The 15,289-nt window shown below is 61.0% G+C and carries 16 protein-coding genes and 1 pseudogene; 4 read left to right on the top strand and 13 right to left on the bottom strand.

Annotation, left to right across the window (positions count from 1 at the left end; genetic code table 11):
* Window positions 1–38 precede the first annotated feature (38 nt).
* From NKH36_RS21985 to NKH36_RS21975, 3 genes are all read right to left on the bottom strand, one after another.
* Complete coding sequence (locus NKH36_RS21985) at window positions 39–899, bottom strand: C40 family peptidase (RefSeq protein ID WP_352964490.1); 861 nt, start codon at window positions 897–899, stop codon at window positions 39–41.
* 98 nt (window positions 900–997) lie between these two features.
* Window positions 998–1,348 carry a MarR family transcriptional regulator gene (locus NKH36_RS21980; RefSeq protein WP_352964487.1) on the bottom strand — a complete coding sequence of 117 codons (351 nt, stop codon included), beginning with the start codon at window positions 1,346–1,348 and terminating at the stop codon, window positions 998–1,000.
* Between the two features lie 70 nt (window positions 1,349–1,418).
* The gene (locus NKH36_RS21975; protein ID WP_352964484.1) at window positions 1,419–2,783 is read right to left on the bottom strand and encodes a leucyl aminopeptidase family protein; all 1,365 of its coding nucleotides are present in this window, start codon (window positions 2,781–2,783) and stop codon (window positions 1,419–1,421) included.
* Window positions 2,784–2,905: 122 nt separating this feature from the next.
* Here NKH36_RS21975 and NKH36_RS21970 point away from each other — a divergent pair, with 122 nt between their 5' ends.
* Window positions 2,906–3,727, top strand: a complete 822-nt coding sequence (locus NKH36_RS21970) for a tetratricopeptide repeat protein (RefSeq protein WP_352964540.1) — start codon at window positions 2,906–2,908, stop codon at window positions 3,725–3,727.
* A 112-nt stretch (window positions 3,728–3,839) separates the two neighbouring features.
* Here NKH36_RS21970 and NKH36_RS21965 read toward each other — a convergent pair whose 3' ends face one another.
* The 9 genes from NKH36_RS21965 to NKH36_RS21925 all read right to left on the bottom strand — a co-directional run bounded on the left by NKH36_RS21965 (window position 3,840) and on the right by NKH36_RS21925 (window position 12,933).
* On the bottom strand, window positions 3,840–4,856 hold the full coding sequence (locus NKH36_RS21965; RefSeq protein ID WP_352964482.1) for a type II secretion system F family protein: 1,017 nt from the start codon (window positions 4,854–4,856) through the stop codon (window positions 3,840–3,842).
* A gap of 12 nt (window positions 4,857–4,868) precedes the next feature.
* Window positions 4,869–5,882: a type II secretion system F family protein gene (locus tag NKH36_RS21960; protein ID WP_352964479.1), complete on the bottom strand. Its 1,014-nt coding sequence runs from the start codon at window positions 5,880–5,882 to the stop codon at window positions 4,869–4,871.
* A 29-nt stretch (window positions 5,883–5,911) separates the two neighbouring features.
* Window positions 5,912–7,414 carry a TadA family conjugal transfer-associated ATPase gene (locus NKH36_RS21955; RefSeq protein WP_352964476.1) on the bottom strand — a complete coding sequence of 501 codons (1,503 nt, stop codon included), beginning with the start codon at window positions 7,412–7,414 and terminating at the stop codon, window positions 5,912–5,914.
* A 29-nt stretch (window positions 7,415–7,443) separates the two neighbouring features.
* The gene (locus tag NKH36_RS21950; protein ID WP_352964474.1) at window positions 7,444–8,727 is read right to left on the bottom strand and encodes a CpaE/TadZ family protein; all 1,284 of its coding nucleotides are present in this window, start codon (window positions 8,725–8,727) and stop codon (window positions 7,444–7,446) included.
* A gap of 34 nt (window positions 8,728–8,761) precedes the next feature.
* Window positions 8,762–9,505, bottom strand: coding sequence for a CpaD family pilus assembly protein (locus NKH36_RS21945; RefSeq protein WP_352964472.1), 744 nt, complete (start codon window positions 9,503–9,505; stop codon window positions 8,762–8,764).
* A gap of 14 nt (window positions 9,506–9,519) precedes the next feature.
* The gene (locus NKH36_RS21940; RefSeq protein WP_352964469.1) at window positions 9,520–11,049 is read right to left on the bottom strand and encodes a type II and III secretion system protein family protein; all 1,530 of its coding nucleotides are present in this window, start codon (window positions 11,047–11,049) and stop codon (window positions 9,520–9,522) included.
* Window positions 11,046–11,858: a Flp pilus assembly protein CpaB gene (gene cpaB / locus NKH36_RS21935; protein ID WP_352964466.1), complete on the bottom strand. Its 813-nt coding sequence runs from the start codon at window positions 11,856–11,858 to the stop codon at window positions 11,046–11,048. The genes NKH36_RS21940 and cpaB overlap by 4 nt, the downstream gene beginning before the upstream one ends.
* Window positions 11,859–12,083: 225 nt before the next feature.
* Window positions 12,084–12,602: an A24 family peptidase gene (locus tag NKH36_RS21930; RefSeq protein WP_352964464.1), complete on the bottom strand. Its 519-nt coding sequence runs from the start codon at window positions 12,600–12,602 to the stop codon at window positions 12,084–12,086.
* 157 nt (window positions 12,603–12,759) lie between these two features.
* The gene (locus NKH36_RS21925; protein WP_292189552.1) at window positions 12,760–12,933 is read right to left on the bottom strand and encodes a Flp family type IVb pilin; all 174 of its coding nucleotides are present in this window, start codon (window positions 12,931–12,933) and stop codon (window positions 12,760–12,762) included.
* Window positions 12,934–13,287: 354 nt separating this feature from the next.
* Here NKH36_RS21925 and NKH36_RS21920 point away from each other — a divergent pair, with 354 nt between their 5' ends.
* From NKH36_RS21920 to NKH36_RS21910, 3 genes are all read left to right on the top strand, one after another.
* A complete protein-coding gene (locus tag NKH36_RS21920; protein ID WP_352964462.1) occupies window positions 13,288–13,710 on the top strand; it encodes a pilus assembly protein N-terminal domain-containing protein in 423 nt (140 codons plus the stop codon).
* 152 nt (window positions 13,711–13,862) lie between these two features.
* The gene (locus NKH36_RS21915; RefSeq protein WP_352964459.1) at window positions 13,863–14,420 is read left to right on the top strand and encodes a TadE/TadG family type IV pilus assembly protein; all 558 of its coding nucleotides are present in this window, start codon (window positions 13,863–13,865) and stop codon (window positions 14,418–14,420) included.
* Between the two features lie 37 nt (window positions 14,421–14,457).
* Window positions 14,458–15,078, top strand: coding sequence for a TadE/TadG family type IV pilus assembly protein (locus tag NKH36_RS21910; RefSeq protein ID WP_352964458.1), 621 nt, complete (start codon window positions 14,458–14,460; stop codon window positions 15,076–15,078).
* A 30-nt stretch (window positions 15,079–15,108) separates the two neighbouring features.
* Here NKH36_RS21910 and NKH36_RS34880 read toward each other — a convergent pair.
* Window positions 15,109–15,250, bottom strand: a pseudogene (locus NKH36_RS34880) (phosphate/phosphite/phosphonate ABC transporter substrate-binding protein); the annotation flags it as partial.
* Window positions 15,251–15,289 lie beyond the last annotated feature (39 nt).

Here is a 15,289-nt window from a genome sequence, read left to right as displayed (position 1 = left end):
AGCGTCTTCCTTCTCCCTTGAGAAGGGCCGCTCTGGCGCTACGGCCGCCGAAACCCTGTCGGCCCGCCATAGAGATAGCCTATGCGGGCGACGGCTTCCTTGAACCCTTCACGCGAGACCAGCATGGTGTGGCCGTTGGCGTGAATCATGGTCTCCGGATCGGTCATAACAGCGACATGGCCTTTCCAGAACACCAGATCGCCGCGCCGTAGCCCGGCAAAATTTGGTCCGGGCTCGAGCGACTCACCGATGGTTGCGGCCTGCATGTCGGAATCGCGCAGCACTTGCCTGCCGGCCATGTGCATCGCCAATTGCACGAGACCGGAACAATCGATGCCGAAACCGGAGGCGCCGCCCCACAGATAGGGCGTGCCGAGAAAGGCTTCCGCGACCGCGACGTAATCGACAGCTGGTTTGTTCAAGGGCCTCAAATGGCCCGATATGACCGCCTCGCCGGACGGTAGCAGCGCATAATGCGTGCCGCGCGTTTCGGCCACGTCCGTCACCGTCACCGCCGATCCCATCGACAGCTGCCCGCTTGGCGGAAACCGCAAATCCGGCTCCGGATAGAGGAAGGTACGCGGCACCGAGACGACATGCGTGGGCGCATGGTCCCGTCCGCCTAGCACGGTGTCGGTGACATAACCGACATAGCCGTCGCGTTCCGCCTGGATCCAGGCCCAGTCTTCAACGTCCTCGAAAACGAGAACGTCGTCGCCGAACAGAAGCTGCGTGTTTACGCTGGCATCCGAGCGCGGCGCCTTGCGGACATCGACAACGGAAGCGGCAATACGCGCTGGACGGCCGGCGACAAAGCGGTCGGCGGCAACCTCGCCTTTCAGCCTGGCGTCGGCGAGATCGGAACGGAACGCGTGAAGGCGGGCATCCCTGGCGGTCAAATCGGCAACTCGGCTCTATCCTGGTGTTTGAGCATGATCTCTTCCGAAAATCGGTTCCCAACTTTTTGCTTCGCTGACCTACGGTTCGGGATCATGCTCTAAATGGGCAGTTCCTGGGCCCTGGCTATGATATCATCGCCGAAGCGCTCGACAAAGAGAGCACCTTCCACAGTTCGCTTGACCAGCACGTTGCGCTTGTCGAGCTCGTCGCGATGGCGCGATACCAGCTTCAACGCTCCCATCGTGTCGAGCGCACGGGTGATCACCGGCTTGGTAACGTTGAGCCGGGAGGCGAGCCCGCGCACCGTGTGCGGTGGCGGGTCGAGATAGATGGTGAACAGGATCGCCGTCTGGCGCATGGTGAGGTCCGGCGCGTCGGCGCGCACCTGGGACAGCATCACCTGCTGCCACAGTCGCAAGGCCTGGCTCGGGCGCATCGAAATCGACATCCGGCCAGAATGAGGGCAAATTGTTTCGGTTCCGTTTCAGTCTCGATAATTTCCTGTCGGACTGCAACCGTCAGGCGTAGCGTTTCGAGATGACCCTTTCCAGCGCGCGGATGCCTTGCGCCTCACCGCCGGCGAGACCGTATGGACGATCGGACGGATTCCAGGCGAAGATGTCGAAATGCGCCCATGCGGCGGTCTTCTCGACGAAGCGCTTGAGGAACAGCGCTGCGGTGATCGAGCCGGCGAACCCGTCTGACGTGACGTTGTTGATGTCGGCGATTTTCGACGATAGCTTTGCGTCATAGGGTTTCCACAGCGGCATGCGCCATAGAGGATCCTCGACTGCGACGGAGGCCGCAGCGAGGTCGGACGCCAACGTTTCGTCGCCGGTGTAGAAAGGCGGCAGATCGGGACCGAGCGCGACGCGAGCAGCCCCCGTCAAGGTCGCCATGTCGATCAGCAGCTGCGGCTCGTCGTCGTCTGCCAGTGCCAAGGCGTCCGCCAGCACCAGCCGTCCCTCGGCGTCGGTATTGCCGATCTCGACGGTGATGCCCTTGCGGCTCACCAGCACGTCGCCTGGCCGGAAGGCGTTGCCAGCAATCGAATTCTCGACAGCCGGGATCAGCACACGCAGCCGGATATTCAACCCGGCGGCCATCACCATGGAAGCGAGGCCCAGGACGTTGGCGGCGCCGCCCATGTCCTTCTTCATCAAGAGCATGCCTGAGGACGGCTTGATGTCGAGGCCGCCGGTGTCGAAGCAGACGCCCTTGCCGACCAGCGTCACCTTCGGGGCGTTCTTCGGCCCCCAAATCATGTCGATCAGGCGCGGCGCCCCGGCCGATGCGCGGCCGACGGCATGGATCATCGGGAAATTCTTCTTACGCAGGTCGTCGCCCTTGGTCACCGACACTTCGGCCTTGTAGGTCCTGGCGAGGCTCCGAACTGCCTTCTCCAGCTCGTCCGGTCCCATGTCGCTGGTCGGCGTGTTGACCAGATCGCGCGTCAGAAAGACGCCATCGGCAGTTCGGCGAACACGCGCAGCGTCGGCGCCCGGCGGCAACGAAAAACGGAGCGCCTTGCCGGACTTCTTGCCGTAGCGGGTGAAGACATAGCCACCGAGCGCCAGTGCGACGGCCACAAGTTCCGGTTCGGCGGGTGCCGAGGCGAAATGCCAATCGCCTTCGGGCAAGGCTCTCGCCAGCGCGCCGATGGCAAGCGCGCCTTCGCCATCGCCCGTGCCGAACAGCGCTCCGGCAAGCGCACCGTTTTCATCCGGTAGAATCAGCGTCCTGCCGGCCTCACCGGAAAAGCCGTTGGCCTTGGCCCAGGCGAGCGAGGACGAGGCAAGCCCCGCTGCATCCAGTCTATCCTTCGCCACCAGATGAACCGGCAGCGTGGTCTTCAGTTTTCTCTCGATGAGTTCGACTGGCATTCGATGGTCTCCGGCTTCCGAGTCGGCGCTTTTTAACTGTCCGTTAGGGTTAACAGAATATTTCTGCGGGAGGGAAGGTGGCCACGTAATGGCCACGTCTACGAATGGAGGCCCTGGTGCAGATGCCGACCAACCGCATGACGAACGCCACGGGGAAGCGGCTGATAACCACGGCGTTCATAATAGCGCTCGCTGCAAGCGTAGCAGGCTGCGGGACCAGCAAGTTGACAACCGGCTCGATCGGACGCACCAGCGGCAAACCCCTGGAAACCATGTCGGCCGGCGAGTTGCACAAGGCGACGATCGCGCTCGGTCAGTCCTACGCCAAGAACCCCAACGACAAGCGGATCGCCACGAATTATGCCGCGGCGTTGCAAATGGATGGCGACGCCGACCAATCGCTCGCGGTGATGCGCAAGCTGGCGATCGCCCTGCCGAAGGACCGCGACGTGCTCGCCGCCTATGGCAAGGCACTTGCCGCCAACGGGCAGTTCGAGCCGGCGCTCGACGCGGTGCGCCGCGCGCAGACACCGGAATATCCCGACTGGAAGCTGGTGTCGGCGGAAGCCGCGATTCTCGACCAGCTTGGCCAGAAAGACGAAGCGCGCCAGAATTACCGCAAGGCGCTTGACCTCAAGCCGAACGAACCTTCGATCCTTTCAAATCTCGGCATGTCCTATGTGCTGGAAGGTGATCTGCGCACGGCCGAAACCTATATGCGCTCGGCCGCCCAGCAGCCGAACGCCGACAGCCGCGTCCGCCAGAACCTGGCATTGGTCGTCGGCCTGCAAGGCCGCTTCGACGAGGCCGAGAAGATCGCCTCTCAGGAGCTTTCGGCCGAACAGGCGCAGGCGAACGTGACTTACCTTCGCCAGATGCTCGCCCAGCAGAACGCCTGGAGCCAGCTCAAGGACCAGGACAAGGCAAAGCCTGCCACCAACTGACTGCGCCGGCTTTGCTTCGAACCGACCAGTTCCTCAATTCATCGACATGCCGAAAATGCAAGCCGCGTTGCATCAGCACCGCGGCTTTCGGATGTATTGTCGCCTGGCGAGGCTATTGGCTGCTCGACGTCGGCTGGTCGCCGAAGATGCCACGCTGGCTCACCTGGATGCCGGCGGGACCCAGAATGATGGCGAACAGCACCGGCAGGAAGAACAGGATCATCGGCACGGTGAGCTTCGGCGGCAGGGCCGCGGCTTTCTTCTCAGCGGCGTTCATACGCATGTCGCGGCTTTCGCCGGCAAGCACGCGCAGCGCGTGCGCCACCGGCGTGCCGTAGCGCTCGGCCTGGACCAGCGCCTGTGACACCGACTTAACCGACTCCAGGCCGGTGCGGCTTGCAAGGTTTTCGTAAGCCTGCTTGCGCTCCTGCAAGTAGGAAAGCTCGGCATTGGTCAGGATGAACTCTTCGGCAAGTGCCACCGATTGCGCGCCGATCTCGTCCGCGACCTTACGAAACGCCGCCTCCACCGACATGCCGGATTCGACGCAGATCAGCATCAGATCGAGTGCGTCCGGCCACGCCATCTGGATCGACTGCTTGCGCTTGGTGGCGCGGTTGTTGACATAGAGCACCGGCGCGTAAAAACCCCCATAAGCGACGACGATACAGACGAACAATTTGATAAGAGGCGGTTGCTCCGGCAACCCCCCGAGCACGAACAGATACATCGCCGCCAGGGCGAAGCCGACAAAGGGCAGGACCAGACGGAAGAAAAGGAACCGCGTCAGCGGATTCTGCCCGCGAAAGCCAGCCACCTTGAGTTTCTGCAAGGTGCCTTCATCGGCCAGGGCGCGCCTCAGATCCAGCCGGTCGACAATATTGCGCATGCCGATCGACTGTTCTTCGCGCAGGCCTTTGCGGCGGCGATCGGCCTCGACTGCAAGCCGCGCACGCTGCTTGGCGCGCAATTCGTCGCGCTCCAGCGCCACGGATTTCATGCGCGCCTTGAGCTGGTTTCCGCCAAAGGCAGGCAGCAGCGTGAAGACGGTCGCAAACACCGCGATGCCAACCAGCAAGGCAATCAGAAATGCCGGATCGGTAAGGGTTTTGACGACGTGCTCAGTCATGCGCTCGAAATCCTAAACTTCGAAGTTCATCATCTTGCGCATCACCAGGATGCCGATCCCCATCCAGACCGCCGAGCAGCCGATGATCAGATTGCCGGCGCTGGTGGTAAACAGAGGCATGATGTAATTCGGGCTTGTCAGGTAGACGAGAAAGGCGACGACGAAAGGCAACGCGCCGATGATCACGGCGGAGGCCTTCGCTTCCATGGACAGCGCCTGGACCTTGGCCTTCATTTTCTTGCGGTCGCGAAGCACGCGCGAAAGATTGCCCAGCGCCTCGGAAAGATTGCCGCCGGCCTGGGACTGGATCTGGATGACGATACCGAAGAAGCTCGCTTCCGTGCACGGCATTGTCTCAGCCATGCGCATGCTGGCGTCGGGGATCGACAGGCCCATCTGCTGCGAATCGACGATGCGGCGGAACTCGGTCTTGACCGGTTCAGGGGATTCATTGGCGATCAGGCGGACGGCGTCGTTCAGCGGCAGGCCGGATTTGACCGCACGCACGATGATGTCGAGCGCGTTCGGAAATTCGTTGAGGAATGCCTTGACCCGGCGGGCACGGCAAAACGAGACGAACCAGCGTGGCAGGCCGAGAGCACCGACCAGCAGCGCACCCGGCAAGACATACAACGGCGCGCCGATGAAATAGGCAAGAAAAGTCAGCATGACGCCGCAAACCGCCGAATAGAGATAGAAGCGCTCGAGCGAGACCTTCATGCCCGCCTGACGGATCTGGGCCTTCAGTGGCGGCTTTTTGACGATGCTCTGGTTGGTTTTTTGCTTCTGTTCGAGGTCCTTCAGCGAATCCTGGACCGATTTGCGCCGCTTGGCCGCTTCCGCCACGCGATCGCGCGAGGCCTTGACGATGGAACCATCCGTCTCGGCGGTCTTGATCGTTTCAAGCCGCCTGCCGACTTGCTTCTCGGTGCTGATCCGATTGAACAGAAAAGCATAGGCGACCGCGCCGGCGCTGAAGCCGGCGAGCACGATGAACGCCAATACGGTGCCGTCAATTCCGAACATCGACCTTGGCCCCTACGCCTCCAAACGCATCAGTCAGCGCGTTTCTCCATCGCCTCGAGCGCATTGGCGAGGCGCTGTTCCTCGCCATAGTAGCGGGCGCGCTCCCAAAAATGCGGACGACCAATACCTGTCGACACGTGCTCACCCAGCAGCCTGCCGCTCGCGTCCTCGCCCTTTATGTTGTAGAGGACGATGTCCTGCGTGATAATGACGTCGCCTTCCATGCCGATCACCTCGGTGATGTGGGTGATGCGCCGCGATCCGTCGCGCAGGCGTGCGGCCTGGATGATCACGTCCACGGAACCGACGACGATTTCACGCACGGTTTTCTGCGGCAGCGTATAGCCGCCCATCGCGATCATCGATTCGATACGGTTCAGGCATTCGCGCGGGCTGTTCGAGTGGATCGTGCCCATCGAGCCGTCATGGCCGGTGTTCATCGCCTGCAGAAGGTCGAACACTTCAGGTCCGCGCACTTCGCCGACGATGATGCGCTCGGGCCGCATGCGCAGGCAGTTCTTGACCAGGTCGCGCATGGTCACCTCGCCCTCGCCCTCGAGATTGGGCGGGCGGGTTTCCAGACGCACGACGTGCGGCTGCTGCAGTTGCAGCTCGGCCGAGTCCTCACAGGTGATGACGCGCTCCTCGCGGTCGATATAGTTGGTCAGGCAATTGAGCAGCGTCGTCTTGCCCGAGCCGGTGCCGCCTGAAATGACGATGTTGCAGCGGACGCGGCCAATGATTTTGAGAATCTCGGCGCCGTGCGGCGAAATGGCGCCGAACTTGACCAGCTGGTCGAGCGTCAGCTTGTCCTTCTTGAACTTGCGGATGGTGAGCGCGGTGCCGTCGATGGCGAGCGGCGGCGCGATGACGTTGACGCGGGAGCCATCGGGAAGGCGTGCATCGCAGATCGGGCTCGATTCATCGACGCGGCGGCCAACCTGGCTGACGATGCGCTGACAGATGTTGAGGAGCTGCTGGTTGTCGCGGAAACGAATGCCGGTCTGCTCGACCTTCCCGTTGACCTCGATGTAGACGTCCTTGGAACCATTGACCATGATGTCGGCAATGTCGTCGCGGGCGAGCAATGGTTCCAGCGGCCCGTAACCCAGTACGTCATTGCAGATGTCTTCAAGCAGTTCTTCCTGCTCGGCGATCGACATCGCGAAATTCTTGATCGCGATGATGTCGTTGACGATGTCGCGGATTTCCTCGCGTGCGCTTTCGGGATCGAGCTTGGCGAGCTGCGACAGGTCGATCGTGTCAATGAGCGCGGAAAAGACCTGGCTCTTGGTATCGTAGTAGGTTTCGCTCTTTTGGCGCTGGACCTTTTTCGGCTCCGGCGCCAATGGCGGTGCCTCGACCGCACGGCGCGCAGGCGGCGCAGCAAACGCGCCAAGCGACGGCGGCGGTGCGGGCTTGGCAAGTACCGACGTTTCTGCTGCCGCCGCCGGCGCGGCAGGCGCAGGTGCCGGCTGACGGAATTCCGGGGTGAACCGGCTGCCGTCGTCGCTGCCTCTTTTACCAAACATGATCGGCTACCAATTCCGCTCCGAAAGCATCACTTCTTGCTGCGCGAGAGCTTGCCAAGGAGATTGCCGAGGCCCGCTTTCTTTCTTGCCTTGATTTCGCTGCGCCCGGTCAGCACATGCGCAATCTCGTTGATCGTGCCGACAACCGGGTTCTTGGCATCCATTTCGCCGAGCATGCGCCCGTTGTTGGCGGCGTTCCCGAACAGCAGCGGCTCGAAAGGAATAACCGACATCGGCGACAGGCCGAGCGAGTCGGCGAAGTCGGATGACGCAATCTCCGGACGCTTTGGCACGCCGGCCTGATTGATGATCAGCTTCGGCGGTGGATCGTTCGGGCGAAGCCGCTTGAACATGTCGACCAGGTTCTTGGTGTTGCGCAGATTGGCTAGCTCCGGCGTCGCCGTGATCACAATCTCGTCGGCCTTGAGCAGTATGTTCTTGGTCCAGCCAGTCCAGACGTGCGGGACATCGAGCACCAGAAGCGGCACACTGCGCTGGGCCGTGTCGATAAGCTGCGTGAAAGCGTCGGGATCGAAATCGTAGACCCTTTCGAGCGTTGAAGGCGCTGCGAGCAGCGACAGGTGCTCGGCGCACTGGGCAAGCAGCCGATCGAGATAGACCTCGTCGACACGCTCCGGTGAGAAAACGGCCTCGGCAATACCTTGTGCCGGATCCTGATCGAAATTGATGTTGGCCGTTCCGAAAGCCAGGTCGAGATCGGCGACAACCACTTCGGACTTGAACAGCGACGACATCGCCCAGGCCACGTTGTGGGCAATGGTCGAGGAGCCGACGCCACCCTTGGCGCCGATGAAGGCGATCGACCGGCCGATCGGCTCGGCTTCCGGATCAACGAAAATCGTCGATATCACGCTGACGATGTCGGCCATCGACACCGGCGCGATGACATATTCGGAAATCCCTGAGCGGATGAGCTCGCGGTAAAGCCCGACGTCATTGTAGTGACCGATGACCACGACCTTCGAAGTCGGATCGCAATATTCGGAGAGCTGCGTGAGTTGCTCCAGCAATTGCGTCGGCTCGCTGCGCGATTCCAGCAGGATCAGGTTCGGCGTCGGCGCCGATTGGTAGAATTCAATGGCGGTGGCGATGCCGCCCATATGGACCTTCAGGTGGGCCTTCGCCATGCGACGATCCTCGCCGGCGCGCTCGACCGGATTGGCAACGCCTTCGGTCTCGCAAAATGCCTGGATTGAAATGCGCGGGATCGGCCGCAACGCCTGCATGGCGGCGATGTCCTGCTGCGAGGTTTCGCTGCCATCTGCCGCTGTGTCGTAGGCAAGATTGCTCATTGTCATTTCTTTCCGTGACCTGCGCAGCTCAAGCTCAATACTCAACTTCCGAATTGCCGAAGAACTCTTCCGAAATGCCTCTCTGGCGGTAGACGTCGATCACCGCGCCGCGATTTTCCGCGTCGATATCGGATTGCTTGCGCGGTCCGAGTAGATCCGTCGGATTGGCCATCTGGGCAGCAAGATTGTTCTGATACGAGCAGCCGAAATCGGCGTAGTGCTTGTTTTCCGATGTCTGCAGCAGGTCTTCGGGCCAGCGTCCGCATTTGTCGGTCTGCGCCTTCACCGAGACATAGGCGACGCGGATCGGCGCCGACGCTTCGGCCGAAACCGACTGGTAGGTTGTGATAACGATCCGGTTCCGGCTGATGCCGCTGGCAATCGCAAGTCTGGCGAAATCGCGACCGGCCGCGGTCGCGGCGATCTCGTTGGCCGAACCGCTCGGGATCGAGATCGTCAGGGTCGGAGCGGCACTCTTGTCGTAGCCGTCGAGAAAGCCCAAAAGCGTGTCGCGCTGAGAACCGGTCATGCCGCGATCGCCGGCGCCGACCGGAAGATCGATCTTCTCGTTTTTCTCCGCAATCACGATCGGATGAGTGGTGCGATAGTCGTCCGGAACAGCGCCGACCGTGATGCTGTCCCGCTTGAGGTTGGCGCAGCCCGCCAGCAATGCCGCGACCGCAACCGCCAGGACCGGAATGGCCGGCCGGCAAATCCGCGAACGGCCGGACCGCATCGCTGCGGTGATCGTCCTTGCCTTCAACGCTGATTGAGACATGTCCGCTTCCCCGCTTATTTGTAGATGAAGCCGACAACGCCGTGATAACGGCCGTTGGGCCTGTCGGTCTGCATGGTGCCGTAGACGCGATTGACACGGCCAAGGAACATGCCGGCGCCATCGCTGGCGGCGTTGAAATTGTCGTCCGGTTTGGCAAGGGCATTGCGCGCCACCGGCCTCACCAAGTAGGGCGTGATGATGATGACTAGTTCGGTCTCGTTGCGGACAAAGTCCCGGCTGCGGAACAGCGTACCGAGCACCGGGATTTTGGTCAGCCCAGGCAGGCCATTGACGGCTTGCCTGATGTCATCCCGTACCAGGCCGGCGATCATCATCGAGCCGCCGGAAGGCAGCTCCACCGTCGTATCGGCCAAGCGCTTGCGGAGCGACAGCGCATTCATGCCGGGGCTTGTTACGCCATCGGACAAAGATACCGACCCCTCCGTCGTCGGCTCGGAAACCGACGTCCTGACCTTCAGGCTGATGCGGCCGGGAGACAGCACCACCGGCTGGAATTCCAGGCCAATGCCGTATTCGATCTTCTCGATTTCATACGTCTTCACACCGGTCTGGTTATCGTCGGACACTGCTCGGGAAGCGCTGGTCACCAAATTAAATTCGCCGCCCACTTTGAAAGTCGCCTTCTCGCCGGATACGGCCGTCAACGTCGGCTCGGCCAGGGTTTTCATGACGCCTGACTGTTCCATGGCGTTTATGTAGGCGTCCAGCGTCGAGGTGCCGATAGCCAGGCCAGAGTTCGACAGCGACTTGCCCAAGCCGGCGAAGTTGTCGCTTATCGCGCTCCAACTGATGCCGTTGCTGCTGCCGCTGCCGATCAAGTTGACGCCGAGCTGCTTCATCACCGAGCGGCTGACTTCCGCGACCGTCACCTTCAGCGTGACCTGGTCGTCGCCGATGATCTGCAGCAGGTTGACGATCTTGCTGACGCGCCGCTCGGAATCCGGATTGTCGATGTCGACGCCGGCTTCGGCCGACCCACCTGAGGCGGTTTGCGAATATTGCCCCGTGGTCGCTTCACCGCCGGACACGAAGATGGTGGCCAGATCGACCGCACGCTTGGCATCCAGAGGAGTGTCCACAGTTCCGGTCAGGACGACGTTGTCATTCAGCAACTCGACCGTGATGGTCGATGACGGTATGAAGCGTCTGATATAGTCTTCCAGCCCGGCAACGTCGCGTTCGACTGCCAGATCCAGGCTGACGATCTGTTCGCCATTGGGCCCAAAGACGAAGATGTTGGTGTCGCCCACCGCCTTTCCGAACAGATAGATGCGCCTGGCGGTTCGGGTAACCGCATCGGCGACGGCCGGGTTGGCGACGAGAATATCGTAAGCATCGCTCGGCAGGTCGATGACCACCGATTTGTTGAGACCGAGCTTGACGCGCTGAGTGGCGGTCGAAGCCGACACCTCGGCGTTCTTGCCTGCCGCATTTGCTTCGACGACGCCATGCGCATTCGTTCCAAGGAGGAACAGGCCGATTGCCGCAGCCAGGGTGACCGGCAGTCTGGTTTTCAGCTTCATTGCCTTGCCCCCACTTCGGAAACTTCACCCGACTTGATCAATCGCACCGTTCCGCGCCGCCCATTGCCGGAAACGAGATAGTCGGCCTCGTCCAGATTCTTTTCCTGCGTGTCGCTGATCGACCGCAGCGCCAATGTCAGGCGATCCGCCATCTGCTGGGCGACGGTGATGATTTCCGCCTGCTGAGGCGTCAGCGCCAGCGTGGCGGTCTGGCCGACCCTGGTCCTCTTGCCTTCCTCGTCCTCCTGGATGGTCTGGTCGATTGCCAGGACGCGAATGTTCTTGAGGATGGTTTCGGTCGTAAAACCGCTGCCGCCGCCCGCGGCATCGGCTCTGCGGGTCATGATGACATCGACGAAATCATTGGGAAGTATGAAGCCGCCGGCCGACGTGTCGGCCGATACGGCTGTAGCGACGGCCCGCATGCCGGAGGGCAGGATCGACGACATGAAGCTCTGTCCCTCGCCGATCAGCTTGGAGCGCCGCAACGGTTCACCGGCATACATCGCCACACGGGCGACACCGCCTTTCAGCTTCTCAAGCGCATCGGGCTCCGCGGCGCGAGTTATGAAATTCGCGTTGATGCCGTCGGCCGGCCAGGACTGCCAGGCGATGTTGTTCTCGAGCGGACTGCCCATCGGAACGTCGCCTGACAGGACAAGCACGTCCTGCAGCGCGATTGCGGGCGCCTGGGGGCTGGAATCGACCATTTGAGGCGGCGGAGCCGCCACCATGTTTTTCGCCACATAGCCTGCACCACCCGCCGCGGCCACCGCCACGCCTAGAATGATCAGTCGGGATGCTGGCATCTGTCCGAACCTCGCCTTGGCAAAACCACGTAGCCAAGCCGGACCTTGCAGCGGCAATCGTCAAAACAAGGTTAATTTAATACTTACGATCGTGATTAATTTAAGGTTTACATAAATTTGAGGCGTCTGGTCCGGCCCGAAAAAAGGCGGCCAAGCCGCCTGTGCTTCAAACGCCAAATCGAAGAAGGGAAGGCTGGCCTGACGAGGGAAGAATGGCGGCGAGAATTAGGCCGCCAGCCTTGCAAGTGCCCACGCCATCAACGGCGAGTTCGGAAAGGTGACCAGGCCGCCTATGCCAAGCGCGATGCCATAGGGAACGCCCGTCGTCTCGTCAGCGAAGTGGCGTAAGAACGGATTGTGGCTTGTAACGGCCGCAAGCGGCGATTTCCGATAGACGAGGATTGCGAGCGTCAGCAGGCCACCGATGAATGTCGAAACCACGAGATATTCGACGAGATGTACATTGAGCCCCATCCAGACGGCGGTGGCGGCCAGCAGCTTGGCGTCACCACCTCCCATGCCGCCGAGCGCGAACAGACCGAACGTCACGGCGAGAACCAGGCCGCCGGCGGCGAAATGCCAGCCATAGGTTGCCCAGTCCATGCTCGTCAGCGGCGCGACCAGGGCGAAGACGGCCACAAGCAGCACCGGCACGCGATTGGCGATCGTCATCGACAGCATGTCGGAGATCGCAGCAAAGAGCATGCAGAACGGAAAGACGACGAAGATCAGGGCTTCAAGCATCGGCGCGCGCCTATGATCACTGTACCTGGCCGCAGCCTAGATACATCCGATTAACGATTGGTGAGGCCGAAATTTCAAAATCACCCAGGAGCGCCTGGCACAATGATCAAGGGCCGCCAAAGAGGCGGCCCTTGATCCGAAAAACGACCAGAGGCTATTAGCCGGCGCCGTTGAGCGTAGTGGCGATCCCGTTGAACTTCGCGTTCAGCGCGTTGCCCAGCGAGCCGGCGCCGACCATGATGGCGAGCGCGATGAGAGCGGCGATCAGACCGTATTCGATAGCGGTCGCGCCGGATTCGTCCTTCACAAAACGTGCAATGAGATTAGACATTCGAGAGCTCCTACTCCAGGTGTTACAGCAACTCCGTCAACTTCTCTTGGCGGTTGATCGGATACTGCCAATCTACGGAGAAGCTCTTTCGATCGGCTTAATAAACAGCCTTACCGATTCCTTTCTGGCTTCGATGACATTGCGTGGTTAACCGTAAACTAAGTGACGCCTATGGCCCGATAGGCACGTCAAGGACCGCGAAAGGCGCAATCTAGCGATTTGGGAAAGGGGGCGGCCCGAGCCAGGCGATCACTATGCCGATCCCGACATCATCACGGCACTCCTCCGCTTAACCGTTGGTTCACCAATCTCGTTCATGTTCCGTTGAGCAGTTTGCCGCCGTGGAGCGCTTCAATGACCGGGCCGAGATCGTCCTTTCCGATTGCCGCGCTCCTTGCCGCCATTGCCTTTGTCGTGCCGGCCAAGGCTGGCGCCGGCATCGAGGTCACGATGAACCAGGCGAAGATCGTCAAACTGTCGCGGGCCGCCGATACGATCGTCGTCGGCAACCCGGCGATCGCCGACGCCTCCGTGCAGGATGCTTCGACGATCGTGCTGACGGGCAAGGGCTTCGGCGTCACCAACCTCGTCGTCCTCGATCAAGAGGGCCGTCCGATCGTCGACGAGCAGATCACCGTCGTGCGGCAGGACGCGTCGTCGGTGCGCATCTATCGGCGTGCCGAAATACAGACCATGTCCTGCACGCCGTATTGCGAAAGCTCGTATAAAAGCGATGCGGAGAAAGCCTCAGAAGCCGAGATGAGCGCCGGCCGGTAACGAGCGAATTTTTCTCACCCCGCTGAGATGCCGCTTCGGTTATCAGCCTGTTAAAACCTCTCCCTCGAATTTAACGATCATCCAAACCGCACTTCAATGGGTTTGCGCTAATGTTCCCTCCGACACCCCTTCAGGATCGGCAGGTACGGGATATGATCAAAGCAGGACCAGCGGGCTTTTCCGTACGCTTCCTTGGCGACCGGCGCGGCAGCACGGCTTTGGAGTTTGCGATGCTTGCCGTGCCATTTGCGCTCCTAATCTTTGCCATACTGGAGAGCTGCATTTCATTTGCCGGGCAAGAGGTGATGGCCAACATCACCGACGATGTCGCGCGCCAGCTACGGACGGGCCAGGTAAGGCAGGCCGATGTGGCCGAGGCCACGCTGAAGACCATGATCTGCAGCCGGCTGGAGATCATGGTCGCCAAGGACTGCCCGGGATTGGAGGTGGACCTGCGCGAGTATCCGACCTTCGCCGCCGCGGCCCAGGCGGGCTTCAAGATCCAGGACCGCGAAATCGTGCTGACCGGCACGGACCCCGCGGCTTTTACGGTATCCCCGGGCTTGGCCGAATCAATAAACATGCTGCGGGTTTTTTACAAATGGCCCGTCATGACCGATTTCATGGCCAAGTCGATGGCCGGTCTGAAAGACGGCAACACGCTGCATTTCGCATCGGTAACCTGGCAGAACGAGCCGTTCGACAATTGAAAACGCACCGTTGCGTGGGTGGGAAAAGGACGAGGGCATGGGGCGTGCGGGAGCATATATGAGGATCGCTGGGATATGCACGAAAGCCATCCGGTTCTGCTCTGATCGCCGCGGCGTCGCGGCCGTTGAGTTTGCCTTCATCGTGCCCGTCCTGCTGATCATGTACTTCATGACCATGGAAGCCTCGCAAGCCATCGAGACCAGCAAAAAGGTCAGTCGCATCGGCAGCATGGTGGCGGATCTCGTTACCCAGCAGCAGACCATCACGGCAGCCGATCTCGATGCGATCATGCAGATCGGCAATTCCACCCTTCAGCCGTACAACCGATCGACCCCGGAAATCATCATCACCGCAATACAGGTCACGGACGAAACGACGCCGAAGGTGCTGGTCGTGTGGTCACGCAAGATGGTTGGTGGCGCCTTCAGCGCCGCCGCCGCCAAGAACTCCATCACCAAGGTTCCACCGACACTCGAGATCAAGGGCACCTTTCTCATTCGAGTCGAAAGCAATCTCGCATACCAGCCGATCATCACCTGGTCGGCCGACAGTGAGAAGCGGCTTGGATTGAGTTCGGCTTTCGACTCGATATCGATGGGCGAAACCTATTATCTCAGGCCCCGCAGGAGCCCGACGATTCCCTGCAGCACCTGCTGAAACGACCGCGCCCGACTCCGACCGCCATTGCTATCGGTCGTTGTCTAACACCAGGCGCACGATGGCTGCAGCCATCGCGTAATCCTTCGAGCCAGCGACGGCGAAGCCGGCGGAATGTTTCGATTCCAGAAGAGACATTCGACGTCGATCTGAGATTGATGAGGAACACGGTCGGCGACGCCTCGAAGGCCTCGCAGCCATCGTGGCTCTG

Origin of the sequence: Mesorhizobium sp. M1312 (assembly GCF_040318115.1) — a bacterium.
Lineage (GTDB): Bacteria > Pseudomonadota > Alphaproteobacteria > Rhizobiales > Rhizobiaceae > Mesorhizobium.
This window is presented reverse-complemented; position numbering and strand designations above follow the sequence as displayed.